The following is a 21,358-nucleotide window of genomic DNA, read 5'->3' on the forward strand; positions in this document are numbered from 1 at the left end:
AGTCCAGCCTCACCGACGAGACAGCTTCCGCAGCGGCAATCTGCCGCTGTCTTGCCCTCCCCCTTGTGGGGAGGGTCGCGAACGAAGTGAGCGGGGTGGGGGTCAGCGCGGCGCTCTACGAGGACCCCCACCCCGTCTCACGATCTTCGCTTCGCTGCGATCATGAGCCGACCCTCCCCACAAGGGGGAGGGTGAGCAAATCTACTCCCCCGCCAGCTTGCCGGGCTCGGAGTGCATTCGGCGCACACGGCGCACGCCCCACCAGACCAGCAGGATGGCGACAGGCACCGAAGCAGCTGTGACAACCTCCGGTGCGAAGGCATGGCCGAAGATCGAGGCGCCCTTGGCGACATAACCGATGAGGCCGACCACGTAATAGGAGACGGCGGCGACCGAGAGCCCTTCGACGGTCTGCTGCAGGCGCAGTTGCAAGCGGGCACGGTTGTTCATCGAGGCGAGCAGGTCGCGGTTCTGCTTCTCGACCTCGACATCGACCCAGGTGCGCAGCAGCGTCGTGGCGCGGGTCAGTTTTCGCGATAGATTGGCTTGCCGCTCCTCAACCGAACGGCAGGTACGCATGGCCGGTGCGACGCGGCGCTGCAGGAACCCACCCCAGGTGTCGTAGCCGGGTACGGCCTCTTCCTCCAGCGCTTCCAGCCGCTCGCCGACGATGCCGTCATAGGCGCGGCTGGCACCAAAGCGGTAAAGGCTCGACGCCGCGTCGGCTTCCAGTTCGGCGGCAAGTTCCGTCAGGTCGGCCAGCAAGGTCTGGCTGTCGCGGGTTTGAGCGACCTTCATCTCCAACGTGGTCTGCGCCAGCCGGTCCTCGATGCGGCGGGCGCGGCCGGACAGGTTCAGAGCCAACGGCAGGCCGAGCATGGCCAGCGTGCGATAGGTTTCGATGTCGATCAGCCGCTGCGACAGTGCGCCGGTGCGCGCCGGGGTCAGGCCGCGGTCGAGCACCAGCATGCGGGTCATGCCGTCGCCATCCTGGCGGAAATCGGTGACGATGGCGGCGTTGCCGCGCTCGACCAGCGAGTAGCACAGGCTGGTCGGATCAAAGCCTGCGATCAGCCTTTCGCTGACCTGCGTCCATTTGCGGATTTCGAGCCGAATGCCCGAAATGACGGTTCCCGGCGGCGAAAACCCGTTGCCGAATGGCGAATCTTCCGGCGTCCTGCCGCTCTCGGAGAGCGGCCCTTCCCACAGATAGGTCGAGAATTCGGTGTGCCGCTCCCAGCGCAGCGAACCCTTGCCCCACTTCATGGCATGATGACGGGCCTGCCGGTCGGGTGCGGCGATGCCGAGGCGTCGCGACAGTTCCGAAAGCACCGCGTGGTCGACGCCGGAACCGCCCTCGGTCATGAAGGCGAGTTGCACCAGCACGCGCGGCTTTTCGATCAGCGGATGCGGCCGGGCATGGACCTCGCCGAGCGCGCCGGGCCGGCCCTCATGCGCGGGAAACCCCATGACGCTGCCTTTGGCGCGCGGCTGGAACTCGAGATTGGACGGGTCGTCTGACACGGCTTGTCCCCCGGGGTTTCTTTGAACCCTCTTGCACTCGCGTCCCTCTAGAACCAATAGCCCGGTGACGCAAACAACAAAGTTTAGCCGAAGATGACATGGTGCCCGGCGGCAAAATCGACATGCTTCGGCCAATTGGATAAATAATTTGACCAGTTGGCGACGCAGGCTTTATCCTGCGCGACAGCGGGTCACCTTCCAGGCATCGAGTTGAGCGACATTTTTTCCAGGATCGAGCATTCGCGCACCGCCGACGAGGTGGTGCACCAGATCGAGAGCCTCATCCTCGAAGGCGTGCTGCGCACCGGCGACCGGTTGCCGGGTGAGCGCGAGCTCGCACGCCAGTTCGACGTGTCGCGGCCGATCCTGCGCGATGCACTGAAGGCATTGGAAGGGCGCGGCCTTTTGACGACACGGCCCGGCGGCGGCACGCATGTCGCCGATGTCATCGGCCAGCTGTTCACCAAGCCGGTGACGGACCTGATCTCGATGCACCGCAAGGCTGTGATCGACTATCTGGAATACCGCCGTGAGATCGAAGCGGTGGCGGCCGAATACGCGGCGCGGCGCGCCACTCCAGACGACATGGCCCTGCTCGACAAGATCATGGCACGCATGGACGATGCGCACCGGACCGGCGACTTCGACGACGAGGCTGAAATCGACGTCGAGTTCCACCACGCGATCTGCGAATGCGCGCACAACATCATCCTTTTGCACACGCTGCGATCCTGCTACCGGCTGTTGTCGGAAGGTGTGTTCCAGAACCGGCTCCTGGTGTTCAGCGTGCCTGGCGCGCGCGAGGCGCTGCTTGCGCAGCACCGGGCGATCCATGCGGCGGTGAAGGCCGGCGACCCGGCCGCTGCCCGGCAAGCGGCGATGGACCACATCACCTATGTCGAACGGTCAATGGCGGAGGCCGAGCGCAGCGGCGACTGGCAGCGCGTCTCAAGGCTGCGGCTGAAACAGCGTGTCGTCGCCACCGACACCGAACCTGCGCGCAAACGCTCCTAACTGTCGAAACGGGAAGCCCATGAGCCACATCCTGACCATCGCCGACCTCAAGGACCTCGCGCGCCGGCGCGTGCCGAAGATGTTCTTCGACTATGCCGATTCCGGTTCGTGGACCGAAAGCACGTATCGCGCCAACGAAGAGGACTTCCAGAAGATCAAGTTCCGCCAACGCGTTCTTGTCGACATGGACAACCGTTCGCTGGCATCGACGATGATCGGCGAAAAGGTGTCGATGCCGGTGGCTTTGGCGCCAACCGGCATGACCGGTATGCAGCACGCCAATGGCGAGATGCTGGCGGCGCAGGCGGCGGAGGAATTCGGCGTGCCGTTCACCCTGTCGACGATGAGCATCTGCTCGATCGAAGATGTTGCCTCCGTAACCACCAAACCGTTCTGGTTCCAGCTCTACGTGCTGCGCGACAAGGATTTCGTGCTCAACCTCATCGACAGGGCGAAGGCGGCGAAATGCTCGGCGCTGGTGCTGACGCTCGATCTACAGATTCTCGGCCAGCGCCACAAGGACATCCGCAATGGGCTTTCGGCGCCGCCCAAGCTGACGCTGACGAACATCGTCGACATGGCCATCCGGCCGCGCTGGTGTGCCGCCATGGCCGGCACCAAGCGGCGGACCTTCCGCAACATTGTCGGCCACGCCAAAGGCGTCGGCAACATGTCCTCGCTGGCATCGTGGACGGCGGAGCAGTTCGATCCGCATCTGTCGTGGAAGGACGTCGCCTGGATCAAGGACCGCTGGGGCGGCAAGCTGATCCTCAAAGGCATTCTCGACAAGGAAGACGCGCTGATGGCGGCCAAGACCGGTGCCGACGCGATCATCGTTTCCAACCATGGCGGACGCCAGCTCGATGGCGCATCCTCATCGATCGGCGTGCTGGAAGAGATCGCAGATGCGGTCGGCGACACGATCGAGGTGCATATGGATGGCGGCATCCGCTCCGGCCAGGATGTGCTGAAGGCACTCTGTCTCGGGGCCAAGGGCACCTATATCGGCCGGCCATTTCTTTACGGCCTGGGTGCGCTCGGCAAGGGAGGGGTTACCAAGGCGTTGGAAATCATCCGCAAGGAGATGGACATCACGCTGGCGCTGTGCGGAAAGCGTCTGGTCACCGACATGGGCAAAGACCAGCTCCGGCGTTAGAGCTGGCGTCGTTTCACGAAACGCAGAAACGCTCTATCTCTTTGTTTTGTCGCTGTTCCCAAGTGAAATCGCTATGCGCTTTTTCCGGGAAAAGCGTTTCACAATTTTCCTGGAACTGCTCTAGAGTTCCGTGACAGCCTGATCACGGAGACAATGAGAAATTGGCGGAAACCGGTATCCACTTTCTCGACGCGCATGGGCCGGAGGGGGTGCGTGTTTATTCGATTGGCGACGTGCATGGCCGGCTCGACCTGCTGACTGCCATGCATCAGCGCATCAAGACCGAGATCGAGACGCAGGCGCCCGCCGACTGGCGTGTCATCCATCTTGGCGACTATGTCGATCGCGGTCCGGATTCAAAGGGTGTCATCGACTTCCTGATCGAAGCGCGGGAGCGCGACCCGCGCCATCTGATGCTGGCCGGCAATCACGACATCGGCTTTCTCGATTTTCTCAATAGGCCCGACCCGGACGGACTTTTCATCCGGTTTGGCGGCATCCAGACGGCGCAGTCCTACGGCGTGGCGATCAGCGATAGCGCCAGCGCGTGGTTCGGCAAGGCCGAGGCGGCCGTGCGCAAAGGACATCAGGCTCTGGTCGAGGCCGTGCCGCAAAGCCACGTCGACTTCCTGCGGTCGCTGCCGTTTTCAGTGACGCTAGGCGATTTCTTCTTCTGCCATGCCGGCATCCGGCCGGGCATCCCCCTGGAAAGGCAAAACCCGCAGGATCTGATCTGGATCCGCGACGTCTTCCACGATCACACCGGCCTCTATCCGAAGATCGTGGTGCACGGCCACACGCCGGTACCGGAGGCGGAAGTGATGGCCAACCGCGTCAATGTCGACACGCTTGCCTGGCAATCAGGCATGCTGACCGCGCTCGTCGTCGACGGCTCGGACAAACGCATCCTGACGATGACGATCAAGAAACCTGGGAAAATAGGGGAAGCTTGAGCGCTGCGTCGACGCTCGGCTTTAGTGCAGCGAGGCAGTCACGCCGTAGCCGTCGACGGCGTTGTGGTTGTTGGCCGCGTCTGCGGCATAGATACCCAGACCGCAAAGCACTATGGCGGACAACATGGCAAAGGACAGAAGCGCTGCTTTCACGGAGGTCATCTCTTGTTGAGCTTTCTGCATCTGTGCACGAGGCGGTTACCAATGCGTTGAAACGGAGAATTCGCTTCAAAATTTCGACGATTTTGCGCTTCTAGGCACGTTCTGTATCGACGGTGTGTCGCGCCGGTCACACCAAAGGTTCATCGCGGTTGCACAAAAGATGCGGAGCGCGCGCCTTCTAGGATAGCGGGCGGACACAAGCCAAGGATGAAAGCGGTTTTCCCCAACGGTTTCGCCACCGCGTGCCAATTATGTCACGCGGCGAGGCCCTGAGGGACGGATGCTCAGATCGTCGCCACCCAGGCACGGGCGATGGCGAGGCCGGCAGCGTCCGCGTCGGGCCCGTTGCGGGCCATTTCGCCGTCGAGCGTGCCGGCCCAATCGGGGTGGCGCGCGGCGATGATCGGGGCAAAGGACGTGCTCCAGTCCTTGACCATGGGCCGGTCGGCCTCGAAATGGAACTGGAAGCCGTAGACCGCGCGGCCGACTCGAAACGCCTGGTTCTCGGCGACATCGTTGCCGGCTAGCCGCACGGCGTTCTCCGGCAGCACGAAGGTGTCGTCATGCCACTGGAAGATCGGGAATTGTTCCGGCAGCGCGCCCAGCACCGGATCGGCCTTGGCGTCCAGCGTCAGCGACACGCCGCGCCAGCCGAACTCGTTGGCGCCGCCGATGCGGTTCTCGCCGCCGAAGGCACGGGCAACGAGCTGGCCGCCGAGGCAGATGCCGAGCACGGCGCGATTCTTGTCGGCGAAATCGCGGGTCAGTTGGAGCAGTGCCGGGAAATAGGGGTACTCGTCATCGGCCAGCGCATTCTGGCCACCGCCGAGGACCACCATGGCATCATGCCCGGTCGCGTCGTCCGGAAGGCTGTCGCCCTTGTAGGGGAGACGCAGATCGAGATCGGCGCCCGCCTCCGCAAGCGCGGCACCAACCTGACCAAGGCCGGTATTGTCGTAGTTCTGGACCACCAGCACCCGCATCGCAAAACCCTGCCGACATGAAAATGAATGCGACGAGCGATATCATGCCGTCTGTATTGCAGCCAAGGTGGGTATTGCGGGAGAAAACTATGCCACTGCAGAACCGGGTTGATCCGTTCGGTGTCATCCACGCCGTACCCGAGCGCGGGCTGTTCACCGGCAATCGCGGCATCATCCACGATCCCGAGACGAAGACGCTGTTGAAGAAGCGCTGGGCGCTTCAGGCCTGGATCATCTGCGTCTGCCAATTCCGCAATGTGCGGCGCGAGCCGATGGGCCGCAACCGGGAGGGCGGTAGAGCGGGCTGGACCGAGCTGTTCTTCCTCGACGAGGTGACGGCACTGGCGGCCGGGCATCGCCCCTGTTTCTTTTGCCAGCGCGAACAGGCCAAGGATTTCGTCGGCCGCTTCGGCGAAGCTTTCGGCATTGCCGAGCCGCGCGCCCCGCAAGTCGACAAGCGGCTGCACAAGGAGCGGCTGGCGTCGGGCGGCCGGCTGGCGATGGTGGCCTTTGAGGAGCTTGCCGGCCTGCCGGACGGCGCCCTGATCGCGGATGGCGGCGACGCTTATGCCTTGCGCGGCGGCAAGGTACTGCGTTGGTCTTTTGGCGGATATGGCCCACCCGCCGATTTCGCCCTGCTCGAAGGCAAGACGCTCTCGCTGCTGACACCGGCCACGACGCTTGCCGTGCTGCGGCAAGGCTTTCGACCCGTGTGGCATCCGTCGGCAGAGGCTTGACGCCGGCGGCCGGCTCGCTCATTCCTCGCCAATGCGCGCCAACTACAAGATGCAACGTCTCTTCGTGCCCGACGATCTGCGGCCAGACATCGAATTTGAGGCCGGTCAACAGCAAAGCCATTATCTCCTGCACGTGCTGCGGCTCGGCGAAGGTGCCGAAATCCTGGTATTCAACGGCCGCGACGGCGAATGGTCGGCAGCCATTGCGGCGAAGACAAAAAGGGCGGTGCGGCTGAAAGTGTCCGTGCTGCAACGGCCGCAGCCGCCGCTGCCCGACCTTATCTACTGCTTTGCGCCGCTGAAGCAGGGCCGCCTCGACTATCTCGTGCAGAAGGCGGTCGAGATGGGCGCCGGCATCCTGCAGCCGGTCATCACCCAGCACACGCAAGTGGCCAAGCCTTCGATCGATCGCCTGCGCGCCAATGTCGTCGAAGCCGCCGAACAATGCGGCATCCTGGCGGTGCCTCAAGTGCTCGAAGCGGAAAAATTCGAGCGTTTGCTGACCGGTTGGGACAAGGAACGGCGGCTGATCTTCTGCGACGAGGATGCCTCGACCAACAATCCGCTGCCCGCGCTGCAGGCGGTCAAGGAAAAGAAGCATGGCCTGCTGGTCGGGCCGGAGGGCGGTTTTTCCGACGACGAGCGCAAGATGCTGCGCGCCCTGCCCTTCGTCACCGCCATTCCACTCGGACCGCGCATCCTGCGCGCCGACACGGCCGCGGTGGCCGCGCTCGCGGTGATGCAGGCGACGGTTGGAGACTGGTGAGCTACCCCCTTCCCTTCTCCCCCCTTGTGGGAGAAGGAAGAACCGTCGTCACCGTTCAATTCCTGTTCACCTGTGGCTCAGGATTTTTCGCTTGCTCGTCTGCTGACATTTCGTCCATTTAGCGCCGGCGATCGTCCGATCGTCCTATAGCGCCACGCGTCCTTTCGGACACACAAAGGACGCTGTAGCATTTCATTGGGTTCATGGTCCTTCCGAAAATCGAAAGCAGATTTTCGCGGTCATGTGCTGAGGGCTTACAAATGGCGCGCGATACAACCGATTTCCGCCCGATCGAAGGTGTCGACGAACTCGTCGAGCATCTGGCCGAAGGCAACAAGCCGCGCGACAAGTGGCGCATCGGCACCGAGCACGAGAAATTCCCCTTCTATGTCGACGGCAACGCGCCTGTGCCCTATGGCGGCGAGCGCGGCATCCGCGCCATCCTCGAAGGCATGCAGTCAAAACTCGGCTGGGATCCGATCATCGATGATGGCCGCATCATCGGCCTTGTCGAACCGACCGGCCAGGGTGCGATTTCGCTGGAACCCGGCGGCCAGTTCGAGCTGTCCGGCGCGCCGCTGGAGACGATCCACCAGACCTGCCGCGAGGGCAATGCCCATCTGGCGCAGGTGCGCGAGATCGCCGAGCCGATGGGCATCCGCTTTCTTGGCCTCGGCGGCAGCCCGAAATGGTCGCTGGCCGAGACGCCGAAAATGCCGAAATCGCGCTACGAGATCATGACGCGCTACATGCCCAAGGTCGGCACCAAGGGCCTCGACATGATGTACCGCACCTGCACGATCCAGGTGAATCTCGACTTCGAGAGCGAGGCAGACATGCGCCGCAAGATGCAGGTGTCGCTGAAGCTGCAGCCGCTGTCGACGGCATTGTTCGCCAATTCGCCTTTCACCGAAAGTCAGCCGAACGGCTTGCAAAGCTGGCGCGGCGACATCTGGCGCGACACCGACAACCAGCGCTCGGGCCTGCTCGAATTCTGCTTCTCACCCGATTTCGGTTTCGCCGACTATGTCGAATGGGCGCTCGACGTGCCGATGTATTTCGTCATCCGCGACGACCACTATCACGACATGACGCACATCACCTTCCGCCAGTTCATGGCCGGGGCCGCGCGCAATGAAGTGCCGGACGGGCTGCCGACAATGGGCGACTGGGCAAACCATCTGTCGACGCTGTTTCCGGACGTGCGGCTGAAGCGCTTCCTCGAGATGCGCGGCGCCGACGGCGGGCCATGGCGGCGCATCTGCGCATTGCCGGCCTTCTGGGTGGGGCTGCTCTATGATGAGGCAGCGCTGGACGCCGCCGAGGCGCTGACCTCGAGCTGGACGTATGAAGAAACGCTGGCGATGCGCAACGCGGTGCCGGAACAAGGCATTTCCGCGCCCTTCCGCAACGCCACGCTGCGCGAAATCGCGCGCGACGTGCTGGTCATCTCGCGCATGGGGCTGAAGAACCGCGGCAAGAAGAACCGCGACGGCTATGACGAGACCTCCTTCCTCAACACTTTGGACGAGGTCGTCGCCCGCGGCACAACCAGCGCCGAGGAGATGCTGTCAGCCTATCACACGCGCTGGGGCGGCTCGATCGAGCCGGTCTTTATGGAATATGCCTATTAGCCCTCGGATTTGACGCAGCCGATCGATCGGCAAAAGCCGCTTCAATCGGAAGTCGAAACAAACTAGGCTTCTTCGGCGAGGATTTCCGGAGGAGACGCCGATGCCTACCTTGTTCGACATGCTGACGCAGGCCCAGAACGGCAACGGCATGCAGGCCCTTGCCCAGCAATACGGGCTTTCGATGCAGCAGACCCAGGCGGCGGTTGCCGCATTGCTGCCGGCCTTTTCGCAGGGGCTGCAACGCAACACCGCCGACCCCTATGGGCTCGGCGCCTTCATGACGGCGATGGCCAGCGGCCAGCACGCCAAGTATTTCGAGGACGCAACCCGGGCCTTCTCGCCGCAGGGCGTCGATGAGGGCAACGGCATTCTCGGGCACCTGTTCGGCTCGAAGGATCTGTCGCGCGCGGTGGCCAGCCAGGCGGCGCAAGCGAGCGGTGTCAACCAGCAGATCCTGCAGCAGATGCTACCGGCGATCGCCTCGATGGTCATGGGCGGGCTGTTCAAGCAAACGACAAATCAGATGCAAGCCGCCGGCGGCTTTGGCGGTGGCGGCAACAATCCGCTCGGCGAGATCATCGAGCAGATGATGCGGCAAGGTGGTGGCATGCAGGCCCCGGCGCCGCAGCCACGTCAGACGCCGCAGCCCCAGAACCCGATGGACAACCCGCTCGGCAAGGTCTTGCAGGACATGTTCGGGGGCGGAACGCCCCAACCGCAAAGCCAGCCGCAGCCGGCACCCAATCCCTATGGCGACAACCCGCTTGGCAAGGTGCTGCAGGACATGTTCGGCGGCGGTACGCCTCAGCCGCAGTCGCAAGGCCGGGCGCAGCCACAGCAGACGCAGAGCCCCTATGGCGATAATCCGTTGGGAAAGATCTTCGAGGAGATGTTGCGGCAAGGCGGCGGTGGCGGCTTCGGCGTCCCGGGCGGCCAGCCGGCGCCGCAACAGCCTCAAGCGCCCCCACAGCAACGTCAGGCACCTCAGACCAATCCGAGCGGTCGGCCGAAGAATCCGTTCGACGACCTGTTCGGCAAGATGTTCGAGACCGGCGCCCAGCAGCGTGACGACTACCAGAAGGGCGTGGAAACGATCTTCGACCAGTTCAAGCGCGACATGGACCGGCGGTAGTCGACATCCGTGGGTAAGAGACTGGAGCAGATGCGCCGCAACCCGCGCGGCGACTGGTCGATAGCCGATGTAAAGGCGGTTTGTGACGAGGCTGGTGTCCAATGCGTGCCGCCAAGGTCAGGCGGCTCACACTACAAGGTCTATCATTCGGCAATAACCGATATTTTGACCGTGCCTTTCAAACGGCCGATCAAACCCGTATATATTCGAAAGCTCGTGGCATTTATCGACGAGGCAAAGAGACATGATGGACAGACTTGAATATCCCGTCGTCATTGCGCCACTTTCTGCAGAGGACGGAGGGGGGTTTTCGGCTTTGGTGCCTGATCTGCCAGGCTGCGTGAGTGACGGCGACACCCCTGAAGAGGCCATCGCGAATGTCCAGGACGCCATAGCATCTTGGATAGAGGCCGCGCACGAGCTCGGCAGATCGATACCAAGGCCATCGCGAAAGCTGGCATTCGCCTGACTGCCAAAAGAAAAGCCCGGTCCTGGGAGGACCGGGCAGAGTGCAGGCGGCCGGCGGGGATCCGGCAGGGAGTGGGGCCTGCATACTTTTCAGTCGCGCCGAACCTCTAAGAGGTTCAAAGCAACCTGAACAACAAGCTGTCGATCAAGCGACCTTGCGGGCGAAATCCTCGATCGTCTCGATGCGATCGCTGGCGATTTCGCGCAACATCGCCGTCGGGTCGCGGCCAAACGGCACGTCGATGGCGACATGCAGGTCGGCGCGCGTCAGGCCGATATCGGCGAGTTCGGCGTCCGACATCTCTCCCAGGCGATAGAAGGCGCGGCGGTTTTTCCAGGCGCGGTAGACGTTGGAAATGGTGTTTGCCACGCGCGTCGCAACGGCCGGACGCGAGGTGATGCGCGAGGTCTCGGTGGCGAAATCAAACGTGGTCATGTCGGTCTCCTTCAGACTCGAACGAGCAAGGCCAGCAATCGGCGCTGACAACAGCGGCGGTTCCGGTCCCAATTCACATGCTTTCATGTGGACAATGCGAATTTGACATGATGCGATTGATTAATCCAACGAATGTTTCTAATCTTAGGCATCAACACTAGTGATGGATCATATCGATGAAATCGCCTCTCGATCTCGATCAGTTGCAGACCTTCATCTCGATTGCCGACACCGGCAGCTTCACCAGAGCGGCCGAAGAGGTGCACCGGACGCAGTCGGCGGTGTCGATGCAGATGCGCCGGCTGGAAGAGCGGATCGGCAAGCCGCTGTTCGAGAAAGACGGGCGCACCAACAGACTGACCGAGGAAGGCGACAAGCTGCTGTCCTACGCGCGCCGGCTGCTCTATCTCAACCGCGAGACGCTCGCCGCTTTTGATGATCGGCGGCTCGAAGGCACGATCCGCATCGGCACGCCGGACGATTATGCCGACCGTTTCCTTCCGGAAATCATGGCGCGGTTCACGCGCTCCAATCCGCGCGTCGAACTGACTGTCATCTGCGAGCCGACACCGGGGCTTGTCGAGCATATCAAGCGCGGCAATCTCGACCTGGCGCTGGTGACGCACAACGACGTTCGCGGCCAGTCGGAGGTGGTGCGGCGCGAACCGCTGCTGTGGGTCACCTCGGCCAACCATGCAACGCATGAACAGGAAACGCTGCCGATGGCCTTTGGCCGGCCGAACTGCATCTGGCGGCGCGCTGCAGTCGATGTGCTCGACCAGCAGAACCGCGATTATCGCATCCTGTTCACCAGCTTCTCGGCCACTGTCATCACCGCCGCGGTGCTTTCCGGCCTGGCGATCTCGGTGCTGCCGGAATGCGCGCTGCGGCCAGGCATGCGGGTGCTGGGTGAGGCCGACGGCTTCGGCGCCCTGCCCGATTGCCGTATCGGCATCATGCGCGGCCAGACGTCGCGACCCGAGATCGTCGACGCGCTCGCCCGCCATATTTCGGAAAGCCTCGACAATATTTCCGTGCCGCTCAGCGAGGACACCGGGACATTCGATTTCGCAGCGCTCGCCTTCACGAAGCTGCGGAGAAGCAAGCCGAACCAGATCCTGCCCGGCTGGTAGGCGGGTCAGGCATGCGGGTTATGAATGCCTGGCCGAGAGCGGCCACCTTGACGCGGGCGCCCAACCGTCCCCCAATCGGCCGATGAGCGACGCATCATCCGAATCACGCACCAACGCCACCGAATACACGGTGAGCGAGATTTCCGGCGCGCTGAAGCGCACGGTCGAGGACGTGTTCGGCAATGTGCGGGTGCGCGGCGAAATCTCGGGCTATCGCGGGCCGCATTCCTCCGGTCATGCCTATTTCGCGCTGAAGGACGACCGTGCCCGGCTCGACGCCGTGGTGTGGAAGGGCACGATGAGCCGGCTGAAGTTCCGCCCCGAAGAGGGGATGGAGGTGATCGCCACCGGCAAGCTCACCACCTATCCCGGCAAGTCCAATTACCAGATCGTCATCGACAATCTGGAGCCAGCCGGCGCGGGCGCGCTGATGGCGCTGCTGGAAGAGCGCAAACGGCGGCTGCAGGCCGAGGGCCTGTTCGACACCAGCCGCAAGTGGTTGCTGCCGTTCATGCCGCGCGTCATCGGCGTCGTCACCTCGCCGACCGGATCCGTCATCCGCGACATCATCCACCGCATCAAGGACCGGTTTCCGCTGCATATCCTGGTCTGGCCGGTGCGCGTGCAGGGCGAAACGTCTGGCGCGGAAGTGACTGCGGCGGTCAACGGCTTCAACGCGCTGGCCTGGGACGGTGCCATCCAGCGCCCCGATCTGCTGATCGTGGCGCGCGGCGGCGGCAGTCTCGAAGACCTCTGGGGGTTTAACGACGAGGCGCTCGCCCGTGCCGTTGCCGCCTCCGCGATTCCGGTGATTTCGGCTGTCGGCCACGAGACGGACTGGACGCTAGTCGATCTCGTCGCGGATGTGCGGGCACCGACCCCGACCGGTGCGGCCGAGATTGCAGTGCCGGTGAAGGCGGACCTTGAAGCCACGCTTGCCAGCCTCGGCGCGCGGCTCAAGGCGGCGGCCCTGCGCAATTTCGAACGCAAGCGGCAGGCCGCCCGTGCGGCCGCCCGTGCTCTCCCCTCGCCCGATCAATTGCTGGCGCTGCCGCGGCGGCGCCTCGATGATGCGACATCTAGGCTCGGCCGCGGCCTGATGGTCTCCACCGAACGAAAGCGGGCACGATTCTTCGCTGTAAAGCTGACACCGGCGATGCTGTCCCAGCGCATTGCCGAGGTGCGGCGCTCCAATGAGCGCAATCTTTTAAGGGCACAAGTGGCGCTACGCGCGTTGGCAAGAGCCCGGCGGGCGGAATTAAATCGTGCGGCGGACCAGTTGCCGAAATGCGCCAGGGCATCGCTGCAGCGGCACAGGCAGCAATTGGCTTTGCTGCAAGGCCGCATCACGATCGAGCCCACAGCGCGGCGGCAACGCGTGCAGAGGGATTTGCTGACAGCTTTAACAAGACGCGGCACGCAAGCCGTGGGGCTCAGGCTGGAGCGCCTGCGCGGCCGCATCGTACAAGCCGAAAGGCTGATGGCGACGCTGTCGCATAAGGCGGTGCTTGCACGCGGCTTCGCCTTGGTGAAGGACGCCGACGGAGCGGTGATCAAGCAAGCATCTGAGGTGGCGTCGGGAATGGCGCTTTCGCTTGAGTTCGCGGACGGCATCGCCGATGCGATTGCAACCAGCGGCACGGCAAAACCGAAAGCGCTGGCCAAACCAGCAGCCAAGGCCAAAGTACCAGGCAATCAGGGATCGCTGTTCTGATGCCATGACCGACAATCCGAACCATCTGGCAACGCCTTCAGGCAAACCGCGCGCGCGAAGTTTTGGCATCGTCTTCGACGGGACGCCCGGGCCGTGCAACGCGATCACCGATGTGCCCGGAGTGGCGGTCGGTTACGCGACGCTGATTTCCGGCGACGGCGCGCTCGTCGTCGGCCAGGGACCGGTGCGCACCGGCGTGACCGCGATCCTGCCCAGGCCGCGCGCCGATCTTGCCACGCCGGTCTTCGCCGGCATCTTCAGCCAGAACGGCAATGGCGAACTGACCGGCTCGCACATCGTCGAGGAAACCGGCGCTTTCAACTTCCCGATCACCATCACCAACACGCATTCCTGCGGTGTCTCACGCGACGGCACGCTGCGCTGGATGCAAAGCGTGCTGCCGACGGCGCTCGACAGCGCCTGGGGCCTACCGGTAGCGGCGGAGACCTATGACGGCTTCCTCAACGATATCAACGGCCACCATTTGACTTTTGAGCACGTCGCCCATGCTCTTGACGGTGCGACCGGCGGACCGATCGAGGAAGGCAGCGTCGGCGGCGGCACCGGCATGATCACCTTCGGCTTCAAGGCAGGTTCAGGGACCGCGTCGCGCTTCGTCGAATGGCAAGGCCATGGCTACGCCGTCGGCCGCCTTCGTGCAGTCGAATTTCGGCAAGCGACACAATTTTACCATTCGTGGTCTGCGTGCCGGGCTGGAACTCGTCGAACCGGCGATCCGCGAAGGGGCGCCGCGCGCCGAAAAGGGCTCGATCATAGCCGTCATCGCCACCGATGCGCCGTTCCTGCCGCACCAGATGAAGCGGCTGGCACGCCGGGTGCCGCTCGGCGTCTCCATGACCGGCGGCTTCGGCTACCACAGCTCCGGCGACATTTTTCTCGCCTTCTCGACCGCTAATCCCGCAGCGGCTCTGGTACCGTCAGGCACCATCGCCAGTGCCGAGTTCATCCCTGACACAGACATCGATCCGTTTTTCGACGCGGTGATCCAGGCCGTGGAGGAAGCGATCCTCAACGCGCTGGTCGCCAATGACGACATGAGCGGACGCGACGGCAATTTCGTGCCGGCGCTGCCGAAGGCGTGGCTGAAAGAAAAATTTGGCTGAAATTGATCGTTGAAACGAAAACGCGGGCCAAGCAAGCCCGCGTGTTTCATACGGGGTCGCCCCTATTTGATCATTCCGCTGCTTTGCTGGTCGCCTGCTGGCGCTCGTCGGCCTCGGCTGCTTCCTCGAGCCTGGATGCGATGAGTTCCTTGATGTCGCCGACTTCCTCCTGGATATCTTCCAGGGGTATGCCGACTTCGGCCGCCTTGGCGGCGCATTCCTTGGCCAGTGTCTCGGCCTGCTTCTCGATCCGGGCCTCGGAAGGCTGGCAGTGGACCTTCTCACCGATCCATTCCTGCAAGAACTCGATCGCATGTTCACTCATACTGCTGTTCCCTTGCGGCAAAGCCGGTTGGTAATCATAAACGTCGGCACCCCGCAAAGGATGCATGTCCCCATTCCAGCCGAGTCGCGGGCAGTCGGCAAGCCAATGCCGTCCAACGTCCACAGAGCCATAGGAAATCGAGGGGTCAAGAGCATTTTCTGATTCTGGAGGGTCGGTACCGTAGGCTGGGTTACGCCCAGCGTCGCGCCACTGTTTCTATTTGCTTTTTTCCGGTTTTCGAGCCGATTTTCGTCACAATAGATGGCGCAACTCACAACACATTTACAGTCGCTTCGAGGTCGCTGCCCTCAGGCGCGCGGGTCGAAGCCGCCGCTATATAGTGGCATCCTCAGGCAATGTCGACTCCGCTCGCCATCCTGCTTCTTTCCGCCGCGCCGAGGGGCGGAAACAAGCCAAGGATGGACAAGCTTGCCGCAGGTTCAAGCTTCAGACGTGCACAGCCACGACCGCCGCGCAGTCGCCGGCCTTGACCAGGCCGGGGAAATGCCGCGCCGCCAGCATGCCCGACATTTTTGCCAGGATTTCCTGGGGGGCTGCGCCGGTGCGACCGGTGGAATGGATGCGGGCAAGCACCGCGCCTTCTTCGACCGGCTCGCCAAGATCGACCATGGTTTCGATCATGCCGTCTTCCTCGGCGAACGAAAAACAATCGCCCGACGGCATGTCGAGCCACTGCGTCGGGCTCTTCTCGACCGCTCCGGCAACGATGCCGGTATGACGCAGCACATTGAGAATACCGCGCCGCGCGATCCGTACGGTTTGCGCACGCGAGGTCCCGCCGCCACCAAGTTCGGTGCTGACAAAAACCTTGCCCATCTCTTCGGCTGCCGTGTCGTACATGCCGACTGAATCAATCTCGATCATGCGCATCGAAAACGGCGCGGAAAATGCCGCAACCGCCTCGAAGGCTTTCTGCTCCAGTGCCTTGTCCGGCAAAGTATGCGCGGCGCAGAACGGCACGAAGTCCAGCGTCCTGCCGCCGGAATGGAAATCGAACACGATGTCGGCGCGAGGCAGCAACTCACGTTGAAAATAGTCGGCGATCTTCTCGGTCACCGTGCCGTCCGGCCGGCCGGGGAAACTGCGGTTCATATTGCCCTTGTCGATCGGCGAGGTACGCGTGCCGGCGCGGAAGGCCGGATAATTCATCGCCGGCACGATGATCACGGTGCCGCTGACATGCTTGGGATCGAGCGTGCGGGCGAGGTCGTAAAGCGCCAGCGGCCCCTCATACTCATCGCCATGGTTGCCGCCGGTCAGCAGTGCCGCCGGCCCCTTGCCGTTGCGGATGACGCAGATCGGGATCATCACCGAGCCCCAGGCCGAGTCGTCTCGACTGTAGGGCAGGCGCAGGAAACCGTGCTGGACGCCGTCACGGTCAAAATCCACCGTCGGCGCGATCGGTGATGGGCGTAGACTCGACATCGGGTTCAATCCTTCACCACGAGTTTGCGCGGCACGTTGGCCAGGCACTCTACACCGGTTTCGGTGATCAGGATGGACTCGGTGATCTCCAGTCCCATCGTTTCCAACCACAGGCCGGTCATGAAATGGAAGGTCATGCCGGGCTTGAGCTCGGTGCGGTCGCCGGGACGCAGACTCATCGTGCGTTCGCCCCAGTCCGGCGGATAGGACAGACCGATCGGGTAGCCGGTGCGGTTGTCCTTGACGATGCCGTATTTCTTCAGCACGCCGAAGAAGCCATTGGCGATATCCTCGCAGGTGTTGCCGGGTTTCGCTGCGGCCAGGCCCGCTTCCATGCCCTCCAGCGTCGCCTTCTCGGCATCGAGGAATTCCTGCGTCGGCTTGCCGAGGAAGACGGTGCGCGACAGCGGACAGTGATACCTGTTGTAGCAGCCGGCTATCTCGAAGAAGGTGCCCTCGCCGCGCCGCATCGGCTTGTCATCCCAGGTCAGGTGCGGCGCCGAAGCGTCGGCGCCCGACGGCAGCAATGGGACGATCGCCGGATAGTCCCCGCCGATACCATCGACGCCGCGCGTGCCGGCATCATAGATCTCGGCAACGAGATCGCATTTGCGCATGCCGACCTCGATCTTGTCGAAGATGCGCTGGTGCATCGCTTCGACGATGCAGGCAGCCTTGCGCATATAGTCGATCTCGGTCGGGCTCTTGACCGCGCGCTGCCAGTTGACCAGCGCGGTGGCATCGACGAAGCGGGCGTTAGGCAGATGCTTCTGCAGCGATGCGAAGGCGGCGGCCGAAAACCAGTAATTGTCCATCTCGACGCCGATGGTGAGTTGGCCCCAGCCGCGATCGGCAAGCACGCTGGACAGAAAGTCCATCGGGTGGCGCTCTGTCGACTGCACATAGTGATCGGCATAGCCGACGATGTTGTCATGCGCGAGATAGGCGGTGCGCTTGGCGCCGTTGGCGTCCTGGCCGCGGCCGTACCACACGGGCTCGCCCGAGGGCGGCACGATGACGGCCTGGTGTACATAAAACGACCAGCCATCATAGCCGGTCAGCCAGGCCATGTTGGAGGGATCGCTGACGATCAGGAGATCGACGCCCTTCGCTTCCATGGCTTTCCGCGTCTTGGCCAGGCGATCCGCGTATTCGCCTCGCGAGAATTTCAGGTTCGGCTGCATTGTTCTTGGTCCTCGTTTGTTGGGCCTTGCGGCCAGCATCAGCTTTCGAAAATGGTTCCGGAATTTGCCGCCCGCGCGCGGTCGCGGGCGAGCGTGGCGATCGCCGTGTCCTGCACCCCGGTGCCGGTCAGATCGGCAATGGTGATGTCGCTGGCCGAGCGCCGGCCATGCCGTTCGCCGGCGATGACCTGGCCGAGTTCGGTCACCTCTTCCTCGGCGGCCATTACACCCGCCGCAATGGCATGATGCAGTTCACCCAGCCGCCTTGTCTGGATGGCGCTGTCGGCGACATAGAGATCGGCCATGCGCAGGATTGCCGGCGCAATCTCGTTCTTGTGCTCGGCATCGGAGCCCATCGCGGTGACGTGCTGGCCCGCGGAAACAAACCCCGCCTTGAGCAGCGGCTCGGTCGACGGCGTGGTGGTGACGATTATATCGGCGCCGGCAACCGCGTTTGCGGGATCGGGTTCGACGCGCACGGCGATGCCGAGCTTTTCGCGCAATGCGCCAGCAGTCGTCTCAGCCTTGACGGCATCACGCGCCCAGATGCGTGCCTCGGCGATCGGCCGCACCAGCATGAGTGCTTCGAGCTGCAAGCCCGCCTGCACACCGGCGCCGAAGATCGCTGCCACTGAGGAGTCCGACCGCGACAGATGTTTGGCCGCGACCGCGCCGGCGGCAGCCGTGCGGACATCGGTGAGATAGCCATTGTCGAGCAGCAGCGCTTCGACCAAACCGGTTTTCGACGACAGCAGCACCATCATGCCGTTGACGCTGGGCAGGCCAAGCTTGGGGTTGTCGAAGAAGCCGGGGCTGATCTTGATGGCGAAGCCGTCAATGCCTGGCACATAGGCGGTCTTCACGTCGACCTCGCCACGATGCTCGGGAATGTCGAGCCGCAGGATCGGCGGCATCGCCACCGGCAGAGTGGCGAGCGCGAGGAAGGCATTTTCGACGCAGGCGACCGCATCGAGATCCAGCGTCACGATCGAGCGCAATTCGGCTTCGGTAAGGATCGTCATCCGGCTCATATGGCATCCTCCTTCAACGATGGCGCCTCGCAAACGATCCTGCGGTGCGCATTCATGTCGATGTTGCGGCCGGAGAGAAGCACGACCACCGGCCCATTCGCCCCGACCTTGCCGGCGAGCAGCGCGGCGATCCCGACCGCGCCGGCGCCCTCGACGATCTCGCGCTCCTGCGCATAGGCGTGGCGGATGCCGGCGGCGATCTCGTCCTCGCTTAGCAGGATGACATCGTCGAGCAGGTCGCGGCACATGGCGAAGGTCAGCCGGTTGTCGAGGCCGATGCCGCCGCCGAGCGAATCCGCCAGCGTTGGCAATTCTTCCACCAGCACCGGGTGGCCGGCATCGAGACTGGCCTTCATCGCCGCACCACGCGCCATCGAGACACCGATGATTTTTGTCCCGGGGCTGACGCCTTTGATGGCTGCGGCAACGCCGGAGGCGAGCCCGCCGCCGGAGAGCTGGACCAGAACGAGAGCAGCATCCGGAACCTGCTCGATCATCTCCAGCCCAAGCGTGCCTTGCCCGGCGATGATGGAAGGATGATCGAAGGGCGGCAGCATCACCAGCCCTTCCTGCGCGACCAGTCGCTCGACCTCCTGCTGGGCATCGTCCTGGCTGTTGCCGACGATGCGGACCTCCGCGCCAAGCCGGCGGATTTCGTCGAGCTTATTTCCCGGCACCAGCCGCGACATGCAGATCACGGCGCGCAGGCCTTCGAGCTTTGCCGCGTGCGCCAGCGCCCGACCATGATTGCCGGTCGAGGCCGCGACCACGCCCCGCGCCTTCTCATTAGTGCTCAGCGAAGCGACCGCATTGGAGGCGCCACGCAGCTTGAAGCTGCCGGTGATTTGGCGATGTTCGAGCTTGAGGTAAATTTGCGCGCCCAGCCGTTCGGAAAGACTCGGGGATAGCACGGTCGGGGTACGCTCGACCTTGCCTGCAATACGCTCACGCGCGGCGCGAATGTGCTCAAGGGTTACCCGTGTCATGATCATCAATCACGCGGCAGTGGCAGTGTCATCAGACGGCCGAATTCAGGACGCTGCGCGTCATCTCCACAAAGCCGCAAACAATTCCAGGCTGTCGCCTGGTTGCTGGTCACTACGGGGCGGCCAATCGCCTTTTCGATGCCCGTGACCGCGATTGCAGCGCGCAGCGCCGTGCAGGACACGAACAGGGCATCGGCGCTGGCTTCCGTCGCCTCACGCGCGAGATCGACAAGCTTTGCCGGGGCAATGCGCGCCATCTCGCGATCGTCCTCGAACCCGAGACAGGTGAAGCTGGCGATGTCGAACCCTTGCGCGGCGAAATAGGCGGCCATCGGCCTGGATGTCTCGACCGTGTAGGGCGTGAGAATGCTGATCTTGCGTGCACCCAGCGCACGCAGCCCGCGCACGCCGGCCATCGGCGGCGTGACGACTGGTACGCCGGGTTTGGCGGCCTGGACCGCGGCCTCGATCTCGGCATCGCCGATCACCACCGAGGCCGACGTGCAGGAATAGCAGATCGCATCGAGCGGTTCGTCGGGCAGGATCAGGGCCGCGCCTGCCGTCAGCGCCGGCTGCATCTTGCGCAGATTTTCTGGTGTCGTCGGGTTGGCGTAGGGAATGCGCGCGACATAGACGCCGATCCGTTCGCTCGCCACCATGCGGCGAAAATCCGGCTCGCTGGTGTGATCGGTGGCAAGGATGATCAGGCCAACGCGCCGCTCAAGCGGGCGCGCATCCAGCGCTGGCCGCTTCTGATAGACCTTGATCTCGGGCAAGAGTTTCACGAACTACCTCTCGATTTTGCCGTAGCGGCGTTCCAGCCAGCGCAGCAGCACCACCGAAAACAGACTGATGACGAGGAAAAAGGCACCGACCAGCGTGATCGGCTCGATGTAGCGATAATAGGTGTTGGCGACGCTTTTCGCCTGGTTCATCAGCTCAAGCACGGTGATCGCCGACAGCAGCGGCGTTTCCTTGAACATGGCGATGAAATAATTGGCAAGCGCCGGGATCATCGGCGGAATGGCCTGCGGAATGATGATGTGGGTCCAGGTTTGCCCGGCGCTCAGATTGCACGCCTTGGCGGCCTCCCATTGGCCGCGCGGCACATTGTCGATGCCGGCGCGGTAGACTTCCGCCGTGTAGGTGCCGTAGTGGAGCCCGAGCCCGATGACGCCGGCCACCAACGGCGGCAGCAGGATGCCGATATCGGGCAGCACGTAGAAGATGAAATAGAGCTGCACCAGCAACGGCGTGCCGCGAATGAATTCGGCCAGGAAGCCGACCGTGCGTGACAACGCCTTGTTGGGCGAGCGGCGCGCCAGCGCGATGCCCAGCCCGACGATCGCCGCCAGCACCGAGCCGAGCAGCGTCGCCAGGATGGTGATCTTCACCCCCTGGATCAGCGTCGGCATGATTTGCCAGACGAAATTCCAATCCCATTCCATCA

At 63.3% G+C, this 21,358-nt stretch carries 21 protein-coding genes and 1 pseudogene; 11 read left to right on the forward strand and 11 right to left on the reverse strand.

All coding sequences use genetic code 11. The features are described 5' to 3' along the window. Positions 1-201: 201 nt before the first annotated feature. Entirely contained in the window at positions 202-1,524 is a 1,323-nt protein-coding gene (locus NKJ90_RS22940; protein ID WP_023756825.1) for a DUF3422 family protein, read from the reverse strand. Positions 1,525-1,734: 210 nt separating this feature from the next. On the opposite strand from NKJ90_RS22940, the gene NKJ90_RS22945 reads away from it, so the two are divergent. The 3 genes from NKJ90_RS22945 (at position 1,735) to NKJ90_RS22955 (ending at position 4,647) form a co-directional block, all read left to right on the forward strand. Beyond that, entirely contained in the window at positions 1,735-2,538 is an 804-nt protein-coding gene (locus NKJ90_RS22945) for a FadR/GntR family transcriptional regulator (RefSeq protein WP_023756826.1), read from the forward strand. Positions 2,539-2,557: 19 nt separating this feature from the next. Further along, the gene (locus NKJ90_RS22950; RefSeq protein WP_023756827.1) at positions 2,558-3,694 is read left to right on the forward strand and encodes an alpha-hydroxy acid oxidase; all 1,137 of its coding nucleotides are present in this window, start codon (positions 2,558-2,560) and stop codon (positions 3,692-3,694) included. A gap of 161 nt (positions 3,695-3,855) precedes the next feature. After that, positions 3,856-4,647, forward strand: coding sequence for a metallophosphoesterase (locus tag NKJ90_RS22955; RefSeq protein WP_023756828.1), 792 nt, complete (start codon positions 3,856-3,858; stop codon positions 4,645-4,647). A 21-nt stretch (positions 4,648-4,668) separates the two neighbouring features. On the opposite strand, the gene NKJ90_RS22960 is transcribed toward NKJ90_RS22955, so the two are convergent. Further along, positions 4,669-4,800: a hypothetical protein gene (locus tag NKJ90_RS22960; protein ID WP_280948931.1), complete on the reverse strand. Its 132-nt coding sequence runs from the start codon at positions 4,798-4,800 to the stop codon at positions 4,669-4,671. 293 nt (positions 4,801-5,093) lie between these two features. Then, positions 5,094-5,792, reverse strand: a complete 699-nt coding sequence (locus NKJ90_RS22965) for a type 1 glutamine amidotransferase (RefSeq protein WP_023756830.1) — start codon at positions 5,790-5,792, stop codon at positions 5,094-5,096. A gap of 89 nt (positions 5,793-5,881) precedes the next feature. Here NKJ90_RS22965 and NKJ90_RS22970 point away from each other — a divergent pair, with 89 nt between their 5' ends. The 5 genes from NKJ90_RS22970 (at position 5,882) to NKJ90_RS22990 (ending at position 10,530) form a co-directional block, all read left to right on the forward strand. Then, on the forward strand, positions 5,882-6,529 hold the full coding sequence (locus NKJ90_RS22970; RefSeq protein WP_023756831.1) for a hypothetical protein: 648 nt from the start codon (positions 5,882-5,884) through the stop codon (positions 6,527-6,529). Positions 6,530-6,560: 31 nt separating this feature from the next. After that, a complete protein-coding gene (locus tag NKJ90_RS22975; protein ID WP_023756832.1) occupies positions 6,561-7,295 on the forward strand; it encodes a 16S rRNA (uracil(1498)-N(3))-methyltransferase in 735 nt (244 codons plus the stop codon). 260 nt (positions 7,296-7,555) lie between these two features. Continuing rightward, the gene (locus NKJ90_RS22980; protein ID WP_352486817.1) at positions 7,556-8,929 is read left to right on the forward strand and encodes a glutamate--cysteine ligase; all 1,374 of its coding nucleotides are present in this window, start codon (positions 7,556-7,558) and stop codon (positions 8,927-8,929) included. Between the two features lie 100 nt (positions 8,930-9,029). Continuing rightward, on the forward strand, positions 9,030-10,061 hold the full coding sequence (locus NKJ90_RS22985; RefSeq protein ID WP_023756834.1) for a DUF937 domain-containing protein: 1,032 nt from the start codon (positions 9,030-9,032) through the stop codon (positions 10,059-10,061). Between the two features lie 247 nt (positions 10,062-10,308). After that, the gene (locus tag NKJ90_RS22990) at positions 10,309-10,530 is read left to right on the forward strand and encodes a type II toxin-antitoxin system HicB family antitoxin (RefSeq protein ID WP_050589468.1); all 222 of its coding nucleotides are present in this window, start codon (positions 10,309-10,311) and stop codon (positions 10,528-10,530) included. 144 nt (positions 10,531-10,674) lie between these two features. On the opposite strand, the gene NKJ90_RS22995 is transcribed toward NKJ90_RS22990, so the two are convergent. Beyond that, positions 10,675-10,965: a DUF1127 domain-containing protein gene (locus NKJ90_RS22995; RefSeq protein ID WP_023756836.1), complete on the reverse strand. Its 291-nt coding sequence runs from the start codon at positions 10,963-10,965 to the stop codon at positions 10,675-10,677. Positions 10,966-11,141: 176 nt separating this feature from the next. Between NKJ90_RS22995 and NKJ90_RS23000 the strand changes: the two genes are divergently transcribed. From NKJ90_RS23000 to NKJ90_RS23010, 3 genes and pseudogenes are all read left to right on the forward strand, one after another. Further along, positions 11,142-12,098: a LysR substrate-binding domain-containing protein gene (locus NKJ90_RS23000; RefSeq protein ID WP_023756837.1), complete on the forward strand. Its 957-nt coding sequence runs from the start codon at positions 11,142-11,144 to the stop codon at positions 12,096-12,098. 82 nt (positions 12,099-12,180) lie between these two features. Next, positions 12,181-13,812: an exodeoxyribonuclease VII large subunit gene (gene xseA, locus NKJ90_RS23005; RefSeq protein WP_352486819.1), complete on the forward strand. Its 1,632-nt coding sequence runs from the start codon at positions 12,181-12,183 to the stop codon at positions 13,810-13,812. A 4-nt stretch (positions 13,813-13,816) separates the two neighbouring features. Beyond that, positions 13,817-14,936, forward strand: a pseudogene (locus NKJ90_RS23010) (DmpA family aminopeptidase). A gap of 70 nt (positions 14,937-15,006) precedes the next feature. Here the strand turns inward: NKJ90_RS23010 and NKJ90_RS23015 are convergent. From NKJ90_RS23015 to ehuD, 7 genes are all read right to left on the reverse strand, one after another. After that, a complete protein-coding gene (locus NKJ90_RS23015; protein WP_023756840.1) occupies positions 15,007-15,261 on the reverse strand; it encodes a DUF768 domain-containing protein in 255 nt (84 codons plus the stop codon). Positions 15,262-15,708: 447 nt separating this feature from the next. Next, positions 15,709-16,707, reverse strand: coding sequence for a N(2)-acetyl-L-2,4-diaminobutanoate deacetylase DoeB (doeB, locus tag NKJ90_RS23020; RefSeq protein WP_023756841.1), 999 nt, complete (start codon positions 16,705-16,707; stop codon positions 15,709-15,711). Between the two features lie 5 nt (positions 16,708-16,712). Then, positions 16,713-17,891 (reverse strand): ectoine hydrolase DoeA, encoded by a 1,179-nt coding sequence (gene doeA, locus NKJ90_RS23025; protein WP_023756842.1) that lies wholly within the window; start codon positions 17,889-17,891, stop codon positions 16,713-16,715. Positions 17,892-17,929: 38 nt separating this feature from the next. Continuing rightward, the gene (gene eutC, locus NKJ90_RS23030; protein ID WP_023756843.1) at positions 17,930-18,922 is read right to left on the reverse strand and encodes an ectoine utilization protein EutC; all 993 of its coding nucleotides are present in this window, start codon (positions 18,920-18,922) and stop codon (positions 17,930-17,932) included. Then, positions 18,919-19,908: a hydroxyectoine utilization dehydratase EutB gene (gene eutB / locus NKJ90_RS23035; protein ID WP_352486821.1), complete on the reverse strand. Its 990-nt coding sequence runs from the start codon at positions 19,906-19,908 to the stop codon at positions 18,919-18,921. Before eutB ends, eutC begins: the two co-directional genes overlap by 4 nt. A 5-nt stretch (positions 19,909-19,913) precedes the next feature. Beyond that, entirely contained in the window at positions 19,914-20,693 is a 780-nt protein-coding gene (eutA, locus tag NKJ90_RS23040) for an ectoine utilization protein EutA (protein ID WP_023756845.1), read from the reverse strand. Positions 20,694-20,696: 3 nt separating this feature from the next. After that, positions 20,697-21,356 carry an ectoine/hydroxyectoine ABC transporter permease subunit EhuD gene (ehuD, locus tag NKJ90_RS23045; protein WP_023756846.1) on the reverse strand — a complete coding sequence of 220 codons (660 nt, stop codon included), beginning with the start codon at positions 21,354-21,356 and terminating at the stop codon, positions 20,697-20,699. Positions 21,357-21,358: the final 2 nt, after the last annotated feature.

Origin of the sequence: Mesorhizobium sp. M0051, assembly GCF_040323235.1 — a bacterium.
Lineage (GTDB): Bacteria > Pseudomonadota > Alphaproteobacteria > Rhizobiales > Rhizobiaceae > Mesorhizobium.

What these genes read in the sequence shown, in the direction of transcription:
- NKJ90_RS22985 (WP_023756834.1), top strand. Translation starts at nt 9,030, where the DNA reads ATGCCTACCTTGTTCGACATGCTGACGCAGGCCCAGAACGGCAACGGC.
- doeA (WP_023756842.1), bottom strand. Translation starts at nt 17,891, where the DNA reads ATGCAGCCGAACCTGAAATTCTCGCGAGGCGAATACGCGGATCGCCTG.
- NKJ90_RS22980 (WP_352486817.1), top strand. Translation starts at nt 7,556, where the DNA reads ATGGCGCGCGATACAACCGATTTCCGCCCGATCGAAGGTGTCGACGAA.
- NKJ90_RS23000 (WP_023756837.1), top strand. Translation starts at nt 11,142, where the DNA reads ATGAAATCGCCTCTCGATCTCGATCAGTTGCAGACCTTCATCTCGATT.
- doeB (WP_023756841.1), bottom strand. Translation starts at nt 16,707, where the DNA reads ATGTCGAGTCTACGCCCATCACCGATCGCGCCGACGGTGGATTTTGAC.
- eutC (WP_023756843.1), bottom strand. Translation starts at nt 18,922, where the DNA reads ATGAGCCGGATGACGATCCTTACCGAAGCCGAATTGCGCTCGATCGTG.
- NKJ90_RS22995 (WP_023756836.1), bottom strand. Translation starts at nt 10,965, where the DNA reads ATGACCACGTTTGATTTCGCCACCGAGACCTCGCGCATCACCTCGCGT.
- NKJ90_RS23015 (WP_023756840.1), bottom strand. Translation starts at nt 15,261, where the DNA reads ATGAGTGAACATGCGATCGAGTTCTTGCAGGAATGGATCGGTGAGAAG.
- NKJ90_RS22950 (WP_023756827.1), top strand. Translation starts at nt 2,558, where the DNA reads ATGAGCCACATCCTGACCATCGCCGACCTCAAGGACCTCGCGCGCCGG.
- eutB (WP_352486821.1), bottom strand. Translation starts at nt 19,908, where the DNA reads ATGACACGGGTAACCCTTGAGCACATTCGCGCCGCGCGTGAGCGTATT.
- NKJ90_RS22990 (WP_050589468.1), top strand. Translation starts at nt 10,309, where the DNA reads ATGGACAGACTTGAATATCCCGTCGTCATTGCGCCACTTTCTGCAGAG.
- ehuD (WP_023756846.1), bottom strand. Translation starts at nt 21,356, where the DNA reads ATGGAATGGGATTGGAATTTCGTCTGGCAAATCATGCCGACGCTGATC.
- NKJ90_RS22965 (WP_023756830.1), bottom strand. Translation starts at nt 5,792, where the DNA reads ATGCGGGTGCTGGTGGTCCAGAACTACGACAATACCGGCCTTGGTCAG.
- NKJ90_RS22975 (WP_023756832.1), top strand. Translation starts at nt 6,561, where the DNA reads ATGCGCGCCAACTACAAGATGCAACGTCTCTTCGTGCCCGACGATCTG.
- NKJ90_RS22970 (WP_023756831.1), top strand. Translation starts at nt 5,882, where the DNA reads ATGCCACTGCAGAACCGGGTTGATCCGTTCGGTGTCATCCACGCCGTA.
- xseA (WP_352486819.1), top strand. Translation starts at nt 12,181, where the DNA reads ATGAGCGACGCATCATCCGAATCACGCACCAACGCCACCGAATACACG.